12 protein-coding genes are annotated in these 14,352 nt (G+C 67.0%); 4 read left to right on the top strand and 8 right to left on the bottom strand.

From position 1 onward, the window contains the following. Positions 1-48: 48 nt before the first annotated feature. From fusA to KY501_RS09055, 5 genes are all read right to left on the bottom strand, one after another. Positions 49-2,124, bottom strand: a complete 2,076-nt coding sequence (gene fusA / locus KY501_RS09075; RefSeq protein WP_224362274.1) for an elongation factor G — start codon at positions 2,122-2,124, stop codon at positions 49-51. Positions 2,125-2,262: 138 nt separating this feature from the next. Further along, positions 2,263-2,733 carry a 30S ribosomal protein S7 gene (gene rpsG, locus KY501_RS09070; protein WP_044191600.1) on the bottom strand — a complete coding sequence of 157 codons (471 nt, stop codon included), beginning with the start codon at positions 2,731-2,733 and terminating at the stop codon, positions 2,263-2,265. A gap of 140 nt (positions 2,734-2,873) precedes the next feature. Then, complete coding sequence (gene rpsL, locus KY501_RS09065; protein ID WP_108075645.1) at positions 2,874-3,245, bottom strand: 30S ribosomal protein S12; 372 nt, start codon at positions 3,243-3,245, stop codon at positions 2,874-2,876. Positions 3,246-3,452: 207 nt separating this feature from the next. After that, entirely contained in the window at positions 3,453-3,947 is a 495-nt protein-coding gene (gene rimI / locus KY501_RS09060) for a ribosomal protein S18-alanine N-acetyltransferase (protein WP_224362273.1), read from the bottom strand. Further along, on the bottom strand, positions 3,944-4,678 hold the full coding sequence (locus KY501_RS09055) for a hypothetical protein (protein WP_224362272.1): 735 nt from the start codon (positions 4,676-4,678) through the stop codon (positions 3,944-3,946). The genes rimI and KY501_RS09055 overlap by 4 nt, the downstream gene beginning before the upstream one ends. Before the next feature lie 103 nt (positions 4,679-4,781). Between KY501_RS09055 and dnaJ the strand changes: the two genes are divergently transcribed. From dnaJ to KY501_RS09035, 4 genes are all read left to right on the top strand, one after another. Then, the gene (gene dnaJ, locus KY501_RS09050; protein WP_224362271.1) at positions 4,782-5,966 is read left to right on the top strand and encodes a molecular chaperone DnaJ; all 1,185 of its coding nucleotides are present in this window, start codon (positions 4,782-4,784) and stop codon (positions 5,964-5,966) included. A 104-nt stretch (positions 5,967-6,070) separates the two neighbouring features. Beyond that, complete coding sequence (locus KY501_RS09045) at positions 6,071-6,799, top strand: HEAT repeat domain-containing protein (protein ID WP_224362270.1); 729 nt, start codon at positions 6,071-6,073, stop codon at positions 6,797-6,799. Between the two features lie 279 nt (positions 6,800-7,078). Then, positions 7,079-8,635, top strand: coding sequence for a hybrid sensor histidine kinase/response regulator (locus KY501_RS09040; RefSeq protein ID WP_224362347.1), 1,557 nt, complete (start codon positions 7,079-7,081; stop codon positions 8,633-8,635). A gap of 96 nt (positions 8,636-8,731) precedes the next feature. Continuing rightward, positions 8,732-11,284, top strand: a complete 2,553-nt coding sequence (locus KY501_RS09035) for a 1-acyl-sn-glycerol-3-phosphate acyltransferase (RefSeq protein WP_224362269.1) — start codon at positions 8,732-8,734, stop codon at positions 11,282-11,284. Between the two features lie 15 nt (positions 11,285-11,299). Here the strand turns inward: KY501_RS09035 and KY501_RS09030 are convergent, their stop codons facing one another. From KY501_RS09030 to KY501_RS09020, 3 genes are read right to left on the bottom strand one after another with little or no spacing between them, the layout of a single operon-like run. Continuing rightward, positions 11,300-11,737: an Ig-like domain-containing domain gene (locus tag KY501_RS09030; protein WP_224362268.1), complete on the bottom strand. Its 438-nt coding sequence runs from the start codon at positions 11,735-11,737 to the stop codon at positions 11,300-11,302. Beyond that, a complete protein-coding gene (locus tag KY501_RS09025; protein WP_224362267.1) occupies positions 11,737-12,912 on the bottom strand; it encodes a cytochrome c3 family protein in 1,176 nt (391 codons plus the stop codon). The genes KY501_RS09030 and KY501_RS09025 overlap by 1 nt, the downstream gene beginning before the upstream one ends. Then, a complete protein-coding gene (locus tag KY501_RS09020) occupies positions 12,913-14,319 on the bottom strand; it encodes a hypothetical protein (protein WP_224362266.1) in 1,407 nt (468 codons plus the stop codon). Positions 14,320-14,352 lie beyond the last annotated feature (33 nt).

Genomic DNA, 14,352 nt, shown 5'->3' with positions numbered 1-14,352 from the left:
CTGAAAGATCAACAGAAATCGGCAGGGTGGCCACCCTGCGGGCAGCCTCTATGAGTTCACTGCCCGCTTCTGGGCAGGCGCATAGTGGCTGAACTGCATGGTGTAGGTGGCTCTTCCCTGGCTCTTGCTGCGCAGGTCCGTCGAGTACCCGAACATGGCGGCGAGCGGCACCTGCGCCTGGATGGCCTGCACTCCGCCAGGCCGAGGCGTCATGCCCTGGATCTTCCCCTTCCGGCTGTTCAGGTCGCCGATGACGTCCCCCATGAACTCCTCGGGGGTGACGATCTCGCAGTTCATGATGGGCTCCAGCAGCACTGCCTGGGCCTTGTTCACCGCCTCGCGGAAGGCCATCGAACCGGCGATCTTGAAGGCGATCTCGCTCGAGTCCACCTCGTGCGTGGAGCCGTCGAAGGCCTCCACCTTCACGTCCACCATGGGGTAGCCCGCCACCGGGCCGTTCTGCATGGACTCGGAGACGCCCTCCTTCACCGCCTGGACGAACTCCTTGGGCACCGCGCCGCCGGTGATCTTGCTCTCGAAGGCGAAGCCCTTGCCCTGCTCGTTGGGCATCACCCGCAGCCAGATGTGGCCGTACTGTCCCTTGCCACCCGACTGCCGGATGTACTTGCCCTCGGCCTCGGCGGGGATGGTGATCGTCTCGCGGTAGGCCACCTGCGGCTTGCCCACGTTGGCGTCGACCTTGAACTCGCGCAGGAGCCGGTCGACGATGATCTCCAGGTGCAACTCGCCCATGCCCGCGATGAGCGTCTGCCCCGTCTCCTCGTTCGTCCTCACCCGGAACGAGGGATCCTCCATCGCCAGCTTCTGCAGGGCCTGGATGATCTTGTCCTGGTCCGCCGTGGACTTCGGCTCGATTGCGATGTCGATCACCGGCTCGGGGAACTCCATCCGCTCGAGGATGATCGGGTGCTTGTCGTCGCAGAGCGTGTCACCGGTCGTGGCCAGCTTCAGGCCCACCACGGCGCAGATGTCGCCGGCGAAGCACTCGGTGAGCTCGTCCTTCTTGTCCGCGCGCATCTGCACCAGGCGGCTGACGCGCTCGCGCTTGCCCTTCACCGAGTTCCACACCGCCGTGCCCGCCTCCAGCCGCCCCGAGTAGACGCGCAGGAACGTGAGCGTCTGGGCGCTGAACGTCGGGTCATTCATGATCTTGAACGCCAGGGCGCTGAACGGAGCCTTGTCGTCCGTGGGGCGCTCCTCGTCCTCCCCCTTGGGGCTCTTGCCGTGCACCGGGGGGATGTCCAGCGGGCTGGGCAGGTAGTCCACCACCGCGTCCAGCAGCGGCTGCACGCCCTTGTGCTTGAACGCCGAGCCGCAGAACACCGGGAAGATCTTCAGGCTCACGCAGCCCTTGCGGATGGCGCCCCGGATCTCGTCCTCGGTGAGCTCCTTGCCCTCGAGGAACTTCTCGGTCAGCGCGTCGTCCTGCTCGGCGGCGGCCTCGATCAGCTCCGCACGGGCCGCCTCGGCCTTGGCGAGGAACTCCTCGGGGATGTCCACGACGTCGTACTTGCTGCCCATCTCCGAGTCGTGGAACACCAGCGCCTTCATCCGCACCAGATCGATCACGCCTCGGTGCGCATCCTCAGCACCCAGCGGCAGCTGCATGCGCACCGGACGAGCGCCCAGCTTCTCGCGGAGGGTGCCCACGGACATCTCGAAGTCCGCTCCCACCCGATCCATCTTGTTGATGAAGCAGATGCGCGGAACCTTGTACCGGTCCGCCTGGCGCCACACCGTCTCGGACTGCGGCTCTACGCCGTTCACCGCGTCGAAGACCGCAACCGCACCGTCCAACACGCGCAGGGAGCGCTCCACCTCGATGGTGAAGTCCACGTGTCCCGGTGTGTCGATGATGTTGACGCGGTACTTCTGGTCCCGTCGGCTCCAGAACGCAGTGATGGCGGCCGAGGTGATGGTGATGCCGCGCTCCTTCTCCTGCGGCATCCAGTCCGTGGTGGTGTTGCCGTCATCCACGTCACCCATCTTGTGGATGGCGCCTGTGTAGAACAGGATCCGCTCGGTGGTCGTGGTCTTGCCGGCGTCGATGTGCGCCATGATGCCGATGTTGCGATAGCGCTCGAGTGGATACTCGCGAGGCATGGCCCAATAACCTTCTTCAGAATCAGGGGCGGATGAATCCCGCCCCTTACGTCACGACCAACAAACGGATTGTCAGAGAACTGCAACACCCGGATACGCCAAGCGCATCCGGGTGTCAGACCGCGAGGCCGGAAAGGCCTACCAGCGGTAGTGCGCGAAGGCCTTGTTCGCCTCCGCCATCTTGTGCGTGTCCTCGCGCTTCTTCACGGCGTTGCCGCGGTTGTTGGCGGCATCCATGATCTCGCCGGCGAGCTTCTCCTGCATGGTCTTCTCACCACGCGCCTTGGCGTAGGAGATGATCCAGCGCATGCCGAGCGCCACGCGACGGTCCTGACGGACCTCGACGGGAACCTGGTAGGTGGCGCCACCGACGCGGCGGCTCTTCACCTCGAGGACCGGCTTGACGTTGTCCAGGGCCTTCTTGAACGTCTTGAGGGGATCTTCCTTCGCGCGCTCCTCGATGAGGGCGAAGGCGCCGTAGCACACGCCCTCGGCGATGGACTTCTTCCCCTTGCGCATCAGGTCGTTGACGAACTTGGTGACGAGCCGATCCTGGAACTTCGGATCCGGCAGAATCTTGCGCTTCGCTACTACGCGACGACGAGGCATCTCTTCTTCCCTTACGCCCCAGTCCCGCTTTGCGGAACCCTTCGGGGCTTCATGAACTGAAAGGAACTACGAAACCGGGCGCGCTCCCCAGGGTGTGGGGCGAGCGTCCCAACTCAACTTCTGGAGGTGATCGGACTGCTTCAGCTCGGACGCTTGGCGCCGTACTTCGAGCGGCCCTGCTTGCGGCCCGCCACGCCCACGGAGTCCAGCGTTCCACGGATGATGTGGTAGCGGACGCCCGGGAGATCCTTCACACGACCGCCGCGGATCATCACCACCGAGTGCTCCTGGAGGTTGTGACCCACGCCGGGGATATAGGACGTAACCTCAATCCCGTTGGTGAGACGCACACGCGCCACCTTGCGAAGGGCCGAGTTCGGCTTCTTCGGCGTGGTGGTGTACACGCGGGTGCAGACGCCACGCTTCTGAGGGCACTCCTTCAGCGCGGGGCTCTTTCCCTTGATGTTCAACTTCTCGCGGCCCTTGCGGACCAACTGGCTGATCGTCGGCACTGACGCTTCCTTCTCTCATGGCCGCCGTCGCTGGACACGGGGCAGCACATATAGACCTACAATTAGGCTAGAAAAAGGGCCGCGAGTATAGGGACGGACCTTCCCGTGTCAAGCTCCGCCTGACCCTCGGTAGCTAGGAACCGATGGGAGGGAGGCGATCCATTCCAGAAACACGCGGTTGCGGCGCTCCTCTACCCCTTCGTGCCACTAGAAGTCGAGCACCATGACGAGCGCGTCCTCTTTCTCGTCCACGTAGTAGTTCGGCCGGACACCGACCGAGCGGAACCCCAGCGACTTGTAGAGGCCGATCGCCGCCTCGTTGCTGCGGCGCACCTCGAGCGTCGCCAGCGAGCAGTGCCGGTGCCGCCCCCGAGCGAGCACCTCGTCCATCACCGCCCGCCCCACCCCGCGCCGGCGTTGCTCGGGCGCCACCGCCACGTTGAGCACGTGCACCTCGTCCTGGACGATCCAGAAGATGGCCAGCCCCAGCAGGTTCCGGGCACCCGTGGGCAACGGCTCCTCCACCAGGAGGATCGTGGACCAGTCGTGATCCAGCTCTCGCCGCAGCAGTTCGGGCGACCACGGGTTGCGGAAAGCCGCCTTCTCCAGCGCGATCACCGCCGGCATGTCCTCGTGGGTCATCTGCCGGATCACGAACGGATGCTTGCCCTCCCGGGGGGCCTCCTCGCGCATCTGCCTCATCGCCGCGCCTCTCTCGCGAAGGGAGCCACCCGCCGCACCTGCGCGGAGGCTCGAAGCTGGGCCAGATCCTCGGCGGTCAGCTTATCGTACAGCTCCCGCTTCAGCTTGTTCTGGAGTTGCACCTTCACCGCCGCGTAGCCCTCAGGGTACTCACTGGCGTGCTGCTGAAAGTAGCGAGAGACCTCGGCCTCGCTCACCTGAGCCCTCGGACGGATACGGCTGTCCAGGATGCGCTCGGCTCGCACGCGCCGCCCCAATACCTCCGTGAGCAGCTTCAGGTCCGCCCCCGATCGCGCCAGGAAGTCCTGAAACGCTTCCTCGCTGTCGAAGAGCCGCCGGAACTTCTCCACCCGCGCCTCGACCTCCGCCTGCTCCGTCGGGAAGGCCTCCAGCCGATCCGCGCTCAGCACCTGCAGCCGCAGGTTGATCGCCAGCTCGAGCCCTCCCTTCAACGCCTCCTCATCGAGCGGCTCGACGGCTGCCTGCAAGGCCCCCTGCTGGACGAACGCCACCCGCGTCTCGAATTCGAGCTCGCTCCGGGTGAGCACCTGGCCCTCGATGACCGCCACCACCTGATCGACGATGCGCCCCTCGGGCTCCTCGAAGGCCGCCTCGGGCACACCCGTACCGGGCGCCTGGGCCATCGCGGCGACAGGGACAAGCGTGAGCCACCCCGCCCACCCGAGGATCATGGCTCGACGGGGGCGCGGCGTTGCCTTGGCCTCCTTCATCTCGGGCCACTTTATACATCGCGCCCCGCAGCACGCATTGTGCTGGCGCAGTCCGTCAGGCTGGTTACGTTCTTGCAAAAGGAATTTTCAGGACAGAACGGCAATGGCGGACGACTACTACCAGATTCTCGAGGTCCCTCGGACAGCGTCCGCGGAGGACATCAAGAAAGCCTTCCGGAAGCTGGCCCGTAAACACCACCCCGACGTGAACCCCGGCAACAAGGCCGCCGAGGAGCGCTTCAAGCAGATCAACACTGCCTTCGAAGTGCTGTCGGATCCCAAGAAGCGCAAGCTCTACGACGAGTTCGGCGAAGATGCCGCGAAGCTCGGCTTCGATGAAAAGAAGGCCGAGACCTTCCGTGCGTATCGCTCGGCTCGCACCGGCGGAGGAGGCGCCGCGGGGGGTATCCCCTTCTCCGGCGGCGGCGGCCAGGACTTCGACCTGGGCGATATCTTCGGAGACATCTTCGGCCGCGGGGGCGGCACGGGCCCCGGTGGCTTCGACATCAATGATCTGATCGGGCGCCAGCGCGGCGCAGCGGCCCGGGGAGGACCCGAGCGTGGTGAGGATCTCACTGCCCAGGTGACGCTCTCGCTGAACGAGGCCATCACCGGAACCGAGCGCGCGCTGTCGGTCCGGCGGCCCGGGCGCTGCCAGCGCTGCAACGGCCGCGGGGAATCGGGTGCCTCCGGCCCCTGCCCCACTTGCAAGGGAACTGGCCGGACACGTCGCAGCGCGGGGATGCCCTTCGCCGGCGCCTGCCCCACCTGCAACGGCACCGGCCGCGCCGCCGAGCCCTGCCCTCAATGCGATGGCACGGGCGTGACCGAGGAGTCGACGCGCCTCACGGTGAAGATCCCTCCCGGAGTACAGACGGGCTCCAAGGTCCGGCTCTCCGGCCAGGGCTCCGCTGGGCCTCATGGTGGGCCTCCGGGCGATCTCTACATCGAGACCGAAGTGGCCGAGCACCCGCTGGTGCGCCGCGAGGGAGATGATCTCTACCTGGACCTGCCGGTGACCATCACCGAGGCGATCCTCGGCTCGGAGGTGAAGGTCCCGACCTTCCAGGGCGAGGTGACCGTCAAGGTGCCTCCCGGCTCCCAATCCGGCCGGAAGATGCGCCTGAAGGGTCGCGGCGCGCCCTCGCTCAAGGGGGGATCCCCGGGAGACATGTACCTGGTCCTCCAGGTGAAAGTTCCCGAGGGAGGCGGCCCCGAGGTGAAGGCGGCGGCCGAAACCCTCGCCCGAGCCTACCCGGACGATGTCAGACGGGAGCTGAAGCTCTAGGCTCCCACCCGACGATGGGAATGGTCCTTCCTTCTTACCTATTGCCTTGACCGGCGCCTCGTCCTACACGGCGCCTCCACATCTCGCCTCAGCGGAGCACACACATGGGCCTCTTCGACTTCTTCGGTGGCTCCGGCCCCGAGAAAGCCCTCAAGCTCAAACCCAAGGTGACCCAGAAGTATGGGGATCCCGCCACGCGCCAGAAGGCCATCCAGCAGCTCGGGGAGATGAAGTACCCCGAGGCTGTCAGCGTGCTGCTGGCGCGCTTCACCCTCACCGTCGAGCCGCTCACCACGGACGCCGATGAGAAGGAGCACGTCTACGAGCTCATCAAGGGCTTCGGTAAGGACGCCATCGCTCCCATCCAGGAGTTCCTCCGCAAGAGCGATCAGGCCACCTCCTGGGCCCTGCGGCTTCTGGGTGAGCTGCTGCCGGAGCCCGAGGTGATTGCCACCTGCGTGGACACGCTCACCCACTTGAGCAGCCACTACACGCGCGACCCCGAGAAGAAGGTCGTCCTCCTGCACCACGTCACCGGCAAGGAGGATCCGCGCATCGCTCCCGCCGTGCTCCCCTTCCTGGAGGACATGGCCGATGACGTGAAGATCGCCGCGCTCAAGGCGCTCGCACCGAGCAAGCACGAGCCGGCCCGCGAGCCCATGCTCAAGCTGCTCACCGCCGATGACACCGCGCGTCGCGTGCAGACGGCGGCCCTCGCGGCGATCCACGAGAGCGGCTTTGGTGTCCAGGGCTTCCGAGAGAAGGTGGAGGCACTCCTCGTGGAGCCCTACACCGTCGACAAGGCGGGCCTGGTCGTCAAGCGTCAAGCGTGAAACGGGAGCCAAGGGCTGATGTCGGGCAGCCGACACGCCCCCCGCCCTTTCGTGCACACCTGCCCGGGCGGGTCATTCCCCCCCGTAGAGGCATTGAAGGAGGATGGCCCCCGGTTTCCTTCCCGTCGCGAGAATCCCTTGCCCTCCTCCAACAAGAAGAAAGGCCCCCGTCTGGCTGAGGTGGTCGCGCTTCGCCCCCATCTGAAGAAACCGGCCAAGCGCGCAGTGCGCCCCAATCCTCCCGTCGAGCCAGAAGCCGCCGAGAGCGCTCTGCTGGAGATGGCGCGCAACCTCACCACCAGCGCCGGCACCACTGAGGTGCTCCGGCTCTACCTCCAGACGATCTTCAATCTGCTCAAGCCGAAGGTCTGCTACGTCGCCCGCTTCTTCGCGGAGCGCAAGCAGCTCCACGTCGAGCACGTCCGCGGCCGCTATGATGACCGCGTCACCGCCGCCGTCCCCGACGAGGGCGTCGTGGGCCGCGCCTTCTCCCAGAACACCGTGCTGCGCGAGGACGACACCGTCGTCGTCCCGCTCGAGAGCTCCCAGGGCGTCACCGGGTGTCTGGCCATCATCGCTCCCCGGCGCGAGGCCTCCGAGACGCTGCTGCGCTCGCTGGCGGGGCAGCTCTCCGCCGCCTACGAGGTGGCGCGCCTCAGAGATGACTCGGCCCGGCGCAACAAGGACCTGCAGACGGCCATCGCCGGCCTCAAGAGCCTGGAGCAGCACCGCGAGGAGCTGCTCGGCAACGTCTCGCACGACCTGAAAAACCCCCTCACCACCATCAAGGCCTATCTGGCCATGGTGGGCCGCGAGAAGCTGGGCGGCCTCACCGATCCGCAGCGCCGTGCCCTCCAGACGTGCGACCGGAACGCGGACCGCATGCTGCGCATGGTGAACGATCTGCTGCTCATGTCCCGGCTCCAGTCCGGGAAGATGCAGCTCAACCAGCGCCCCTTCGGCCTCAAGGCCGTGGCCGAGGAAGTCCTTCGCGGGCTGGCGGCACTCTCCGAGCACAGCAAGGTGCGGCTCTACGTCCCGCCGTGCACGGAGGTTTTCGTTCGCGGTGACCGCGAGCGCATCGCGGAGGCCATCCACAACCTCGTGGAGAACGGCATCCACCAGAGTGAGGAAGGCGGCACCGTGGAGGTGCGCGTCTCCGCCGAGGAGGGACTCGCCGCCCTCTCCGTCAAGGACAGCGGCCCGGGGCTCTCCCAAGAGGATCTGGAGAACATCTTCGATCCCTTCTACCGCGCCCGCTCCGGCGCGCCGCGCCCCCTGGGCGGCCGCCTGGGACTGCCACTGGTGGCCAAGATCCTCTCGCTCCACGGGGGTCGCGTGGACGGAAACAGCACGCTGGGTGAGGGCTCCACCTTCCAGATGGTGCTCCCCATGTTCGCCGGGGCGGTGAGCACGCCCGAAATCACCCAGGCCGCGCCCCGCGCCGGTGGAATCCTCCTCGTCGAGGACGATCTGGACTGCCGCGAGGTCCTCCAGCAGGTGCTCGAGCAGGAGGGCTACCGGGTGATGTCCACCTCGGGAGCCGCTGAAGCCCGCTCCATCCTCTCGCACATCCGCCCGGCCATGGTGCTGCTGGATCTGCGCCTGAGCCAGGAGGATGGACGCTCCGTGCTCCACTTCATCCGCGCCACCGAGTCGCTCTCGGACGTCGTCGTCTACATCATCTCCGGCGCCAGCGAGGTGGCCTCGCTCACCTCGGGCCAGGGACTGGACCGCATCGACGGGTTCTTCGAGAAGCCGCTCCAGCTACCCCGCCTGCTGGATACCGTGGCGGCGGTGGTCCGCCCCAGCCGTCGCAGCCCAGGCGTCCCCTAGAAGAGGCCCCTCGGGGGATACGAAAGAGGCTGGAAAGCCGCTTTCCTTCGCTAGTATCCGCCCGGCTTGGAAGCCTTTCCGCCGGAGGAAGCCAACGTGGAGACTGCGGTGGCCGGGACTGCGAATCAGGGAGCGAGCTTGCTGAAGGAAGAGTTCGGACCGGTCTCCCGGTGGCTGGGAGCACGCTACTTCGATGGCGTGCTCTTCCCTCCGGAGTCCGAGGTCGAGCTGCGCGAGCTGCATGCCAAGGGCTTCGTCGTCCACGTCATGCGCTCCACCGCGTGGATCAACTTCCTCTATCTGGCCTGGGCCATGGTGCGCCGCGCCCTGCCCCCCATCCGCGCCGTGGTGAACCTGCGCCCCTGGTTCACCCGCCCCTTCCGCCTCACGGCCCAGCGCGGTGACTTCGACGTGCGCTTCACCTACGCCCGGCGCCACGGCGGCAGCGGCCTCATCTTCCTCAAGAAGACGGCGCTGATGAGCCCCTCGGGCAAGGACATCGAGGAAAACCCCTTTCCGGCACTCGTCGCCATGGCTCGCAAGGGCGACCGCACCGTGTTCCTGGTGCCTGAGCTGTTCGTCTGGGAGAAGCGCAGCGCGCGCATCAAGCCCAGCATCATGGACCGGATCTTCGGCAGCCCCGAGGCCCCCGGCTTCCTGCACTCGATGGTGGCCTTCTTCCGCAACTACCGCCGCGCCCAATTCCGCGTCGGCGAGCCCATCGATCTGCGCCGCTTCATCGAGGAGAATCCCCAGGACTCGGACGAGGTGATTGCCCGCAAGGTGCGCGGCGCCCTGAACGTCCACCTGACCCGCGAGACGCGCGCCGTCTTTGGTCCTCCCCTCAAGCCCACCGAGCGGCTCATCGACGAGACGATGCGGGATCGGCAACTGCGCAAGGCCCTGGATGTCCACGCCGCCTCCGTGAACCGCCGCCCCGAGAGCGTCTACCGCGATGCCCGACGCAACCTGCAGGCCATCGCCGCGCGCCCCTCGCCCACCGCGCTCGCCTTCGCCTCGCCCCTGCTGGACTGGGTCTTCCAGCGCATCTACGACGGCATCGAGGTAGATGAGGCAGGTCTGCACCGCGCCCTCAAGGCCGGTGGCATGGCCCCCATCGTCCTGTGCCCCTCGCACAAGAGCCACGTGGACTACCTGGTCATGAGCTGGGTGCTCTGGAACCGGGGCTATGCCGTGCCGGTGGTGGCCGCCGGTGCCAACCTCTCGTTCTTCCCGCTCGGGCCCTTCCTGCGCCGCTGTGGCGCGTTCTTCCTGCGCCGCTCCTTCAAGGGGGACCCCGTCTACTCCGCGGCCTTCCAGTCCTATGTGCGCAAGCTGGTCAATGACGGCGTGCACCAGGAGTTCTTCCCCGAGGGCGGCCGCTCCCGCACCGGCAAGCTGCTGCCTCCCAAGCTGGGCATGTTCACATGGCAGGTGGAGGCCGTGCTCGAGGGCGCTCGCAGCGATCTGATCTTCGTCCCCGTCTCCATCGACTACGAGAAGGTGGTGGAGTCCAGCAGCTACTCGAAGGAGCTGGCCGGTGGAGAGAAGAAGCCGGAGGACATCAAGGCCCTGCTGAGCACGCCCAAGGTGCTCGCGGCGCGCTACGGCCGCATCCACCTCACCTTCGACGAGCCCCTCTCGCTGGTGGAGCTCATGAAGAGCCGTGGCCTCACCCCCGGCGAGCCCGTCAACGACGAGCAGAAGAAGGGCCTGGTGCGCGCGCTCGGCAACCGGGTGATGTACGGGATCAGCAAGGTGTCCACCGTGACGCCGCATGCCCTGGTGAGCGCTTCACTGCTGGCCCACCGCCGCCGCGGCGTCACCCAGCGCGAGCTGTCCGACCGCATCACCCTGCTGCGCCGCATCGCCGAGGAGGAGCGCACCCCGCTCTCCAAAACGCTGCAGAACGCCCCGAGCGATCCCGAGACCCTGGGCGCCATCCGGGATGCCATCCAGACGTTCCGCTCGGACGGGATGCTGCGCACCCAGCAGGCTCGCGGCGAGGTCATCTACCAGCCCGAGGACGAGCGCCGCGCGGAGCTCTCCTTCTACAAGAACACCCTGATGAACCTGGTGGCGCCGCGCAGCCTCGTGGCCAACGCGCTGCTGGCGGGCACCCCCGCCCCCTACGAGACCGTGAAGGCCCGCGCGCTGTTCCTCTCGCGCCTCTTCAAGGTCGAGTTCATCTACCGGGTGGGCATCACCTTCGACACCATCTTCGCGGAGACGGTGGAGGCTCTAGTGAAGATGGGCTTGGTGCTGCGCGCGGAGGACACCCTCCAGCAGGCCCCCGAGGCCCACGCGCGGCCCTACCTGGAGTTCCTCGCGGATCTGCTGCGCGACTACCTGGAGGCCTACCTGCTGGCGGCGATGACGCTGAAGGACGTCGCCGACGGCGTAGCCAACGACCGCAAGGCTTTCATCAAGTTCGCCCTGGAGACGGGCCGCGCCGAGTTCCATGCCGGCCGCATCGGCGCCGCCGAGTCCCTGGGCAAGACGACGCTGGAGAACGCCGTGGCCTACCTGGTCGACCAGAAGTACCTGGTCGAGGAGGACAAGAAGCTCAAGCTGGGCCCGGCCGCCATGGATCCCGTGGCCCGCGAGCAGCTCGCTCACGAGATCCGCCAGTACCTCCAACGCGCGTGAGCCGCCGGCCCGCTGCTACGGGCCGGTGCGGAACGGAACGCGGACCTCTTCCACGAGCGGATTGCCCTCGTAGTCGGTGAGGATCGTCCGCAGCACCAGGGTGAAGCTGGCGTTGGGGGTGAAGGACTCCGACTCCGCATTCACCTCCACGGTGTAGGAGATGTCTCCCCGCTCGACGTCCTCGTCCCCATCCGTCGGAGCAGGCACGGAAATGCGCAGGGGAACCTCGTCCCGTCCAGAGTACACGGCGATCCCCGGGCGCAACGTGCGCACGTCCATGAACTCCGAGAAGGTGATCTTCAGCGTGCCGTCCGAGGCAATGCTGCCGTTGGCCGTCGGATTGGTGGAAGACACCTCGGGGGGAACGACGTCACGCACGCCCAGGACAGGATCGCCCGGATCCAGGCAACCGGCGAGGCTCAGGAAGGCACAGGCAGTCAGCAGGCGTCGCATCACCGGCACCCCTTCTGCACAAGGCTGGTCTCCGTGTGGCACTTGAGGCACGCCCGATCATTGGCCGCCGCGAGACGCTTGCAGTTGTTCGCGAAGCCGTTCGGGTGGGGGTTCACCTGCTGGCGCTGCGACAGCGCCGAGTGGCAGCTCATGCAGGACTCCTCCCGGTGGCAGGCCGTGCACTGACGGATGTCTCGCGAGGCGACGATGCCGTGGTGCTGCGGCCCGAGCACCTGCACCCAGGTGTTGTAGTCCGGGTGCACCTTGGCGTTGCGCGGCCTCAGGGTCTGATCCGCATCCATGCCCACGCCGACCCGCTCGTGGCAGGCCGCGCAGAAGGACTGGAGGCGGTGGCAGCTCTCGCAGCGCGCCGCATCCGTGCGCGCCTGCAGCGGGTGCAGGGTGATGAAGTCGTTGGGGTGCACGGACAGCGGCTTCTGCAGCGAGTCATGGCACTTCTGGCAGTACGAGTCCGAGTGGCACTGGGCGCACGTCTGCCGGGCCACCGCGGCGCGACTGCCGTGGGTGAACTCGAAGCGCGGGCCGTGATCCAGGCCAAGCGGATCTCCCTGCATGGGCCGGAGGATACCGGACGAGAAGTTGAGCTGGAGCCGCCCCGAGGCCTCCTTCAGGTGGCACGTCGTGCACGTGTTGGGAGCGGCCTTGCCGTCATGGCACTCGAAGCAGGTGGCCATCTTCGGCAGCTGCTGCCGCGTGGCCAGGTTCACCTTCGTCATGTCCCCGTGGCAGGTGACGCACTCCACCTTCTTGTCCAGGTGCACCTTGTGGGTGAAGCGGAGGTTCGCCGTCGGCATCTCCAGCTTCGCCGGCTCCTTGCGCACCGTGGAATCGAAGCCTGGGTGGCACGTGCCGCAGCTGGCCGGCGGATCCGTCTTCTTCCCCTGCTGAGCGGCCTCGATGTCGTGGCAGGTCTCGCACTCCTCGTGGCCGGGGAGGTTGCGATCCCGAGCCGCCTCGCTCTTGCTCACGGCGTCGTGACAGGTGGCGCAGTCGGCGCCGGCCTCCAGGTGCAGCGCGTGATCGAAGCGGAGCGGGATGTTCTGCGCGGGGAAGATGGCGAGGCTGCGCTCGCGGGCCGAGGCAGCCCAGGCCACCCCTGCCGCGGCCAGAGAGAGGGCAATGACGCCCAGGACGTTCCGGAACTGGCGGTGCATCTAGAGGTTCGCCTTGAGATCGAAGAGGAAGAAGACCTTGGTGTCCGATTTCGTGAACGGGTTCACGTTCTGCTCGACCACCAGGGAGACGCGGGCCGCCTGGCTCAAGGCCCGGCTGCCCCAGACCTGCGCGCCGAAGAAGTTGCCGCGCAGCTGCTCGTTGAACTCGTCATCCACGTGCGCCACGGAGAGTCGCGCATCCAGGTCCAACAGCCCCTGGTCGAAGCTGTAGCCGCCGGTGAGATCCACCCACAGCTGGTTGCCGCCGAAACCCGTGCGGTACGTCACATCCAGCGCCGAGCGCAGGCTGCCCCGCCGCAGCGAGGCCCCCACGGCACCGCCCACGTTCGTGGAGGAAGGAGCCCCCTCCCCGTCCACGTCGTCCGCGATGCCGAGGTTGTCGTTGAGATTGGTGTGGTACAGGCTGGCCAACCCCTGGACGTAGTAGCGCAACGGCCCCGTGGGGAAGAAGTCCACGCGAACCCGGCCCTCGTCTCTCGGGGCGAAGGCGAAGTAGTACCAGATGGAGTCCGAGGAGAAGACCGGCGTGAAGCGCAGGGCCTCGGCGCTCACAGCGAACACCTCGCGATCCAACCGCACCTGCACGCGAGCCTGAGCGGGCTTCATCTGAACCAGATCGAAGTCCAGGCTCGCCAGCGCGCTCACCCCGAGTCCCCGCGTGTAGCGGAGCTCGAGCCCGGCGCGCTCCAAGTCCGTCTTCCCATCCTCGATGGCCTTGCGATAGCCGAGCGAGCCGTTGAAGCCCTTCAGATCGCCCACCAGCAGCTTCGCGCCGTACACGGGCTCCACGGAGCCCAGGCTGTCGTCAGCGCCCACCACGCCTTGATCCAGGCGCCGCGAGTCGCTCTCACGCACGCCGTCCGGCTGGTACACCGACGAGCCGAGGACTCCCGCCCCCTTCACCCACAGGCCACCGTAGGCCTCCACGCCCACGCCAAAGCGAGACATGTAGCGCAGCCGCAGCCCGTCGAAGGACATGATGTCCATCGAGTCGATGTACAGCTGCCGCCCCAGCTTGCCCTCGAAACCACCGGCGGCGAACCGGGCGAACGCGTACATGATGTCCGCGTCCTCGGTCCTCAGGCCGTCCACCTTCGCGGCCTCGCCCTTGGGAAGACCCAGGTCCGCGAAGATGCGCAGGCTGGACTCGAAGCCCAGATCCTGTCCGGTGACCAACTCGAAGCCGTTGAGGCCCAGGTACTGCACGATCCGCCGTCGCGGTAGCAACACCACGTCGTCCGGCGTGGTGCCACGCCAGGCTCGGATCTGGTACGCCTGTGCCTCCGTGCGTGCCTCGATCTGGAATGCCGCCGCCGATGCCGATCCCGAAGCCAACACCCCCAACGCCAGGCCCAAGGCCCGGGTGGAGTGCGCGGCCTTCCCCATGCTTCGCTGCGCTCGATCCAGGAAGAACCTCAA

This window comes from Hyalangium versicolor (assembly GCF_020103695.1).
Lineage (GTDB): Bacteria > Myxococcota > Myxococcia > Myxococcales > Myxococcaceae > Hyalangium > Hyalangium versicolor.
This window is presented reverse-complemented; position numbering and strand designations above follow the sequence as displayed.

Coding starts and splice junctions, on each gene's coding strand:
- KY501_RS09020 (WP_224362266.1), bottom strand. CDS start 14,319: ATGGGGAAGGCCGCGCACTCCACCCGGGCCTTGGGCCTGGCGTTGGGG.
- fusA (WP_224362274.1), bottom strand. CDS start 2,124: ATGCCTCGCGAGTATCCACTCGAGCGCTATCGCAACATCGGCATCATG.
- dnaJ (WP_224362271.1), top strand. CDS start 4,782: ATGGCGGACGACTACTACCAGATTCTCGAGGTCCCTCGGACAGCGTCC.
- KY501_RS09055 (WP_224362272.1), bottom strand. CDS start 4,678: ATGAAGGAGGCCAAGGCAACGCCGCGCCCCCGTCGAGCCATGATCCTC.
- rpsG (WP_044191600.1), bottom strand. CDS start 2,733: ATGCCTCGTCGTCGCGTAGTAGCGAAGCGCAAGATTCTGCCGGATCCG.
- KY501_RS09045 (WP_224362270.1), top strand. CDS start 6,071: ATGGGCCTCTTCGACTTCTTCGGTGGCTCCGGCCCCGAGAAAGCCCTC.
- KY501_RS09025 (WP_224362267.1), bottom strand. CDS start 12,912: ATGCACCGCCAGTTCCGGAACGTCCTGGGCGTCATTGCCCTCTCTCTG.
- KY501_RS09040 (WP_224362347.1), top strand. CDS start 7,079: ATGGCGCGCAACCTCACCACCAGCGCCGGCACCACTGAGGTGCTCCGG.
- KY501_RS09030 (WP_224362268.1), bottom strand. CDS start 11,737: ATGCGACGCCTGCTGACTGCCTGTGCCTTCCTGAGCCTCGCCGGTTGC.
- rimI (WP_224362273.1), bottom strand. CDS start 3,947: ATGAGGCAGATGCGCGAGGAGGCCCCCCGGGAGGGCAAGCATCCGTTC.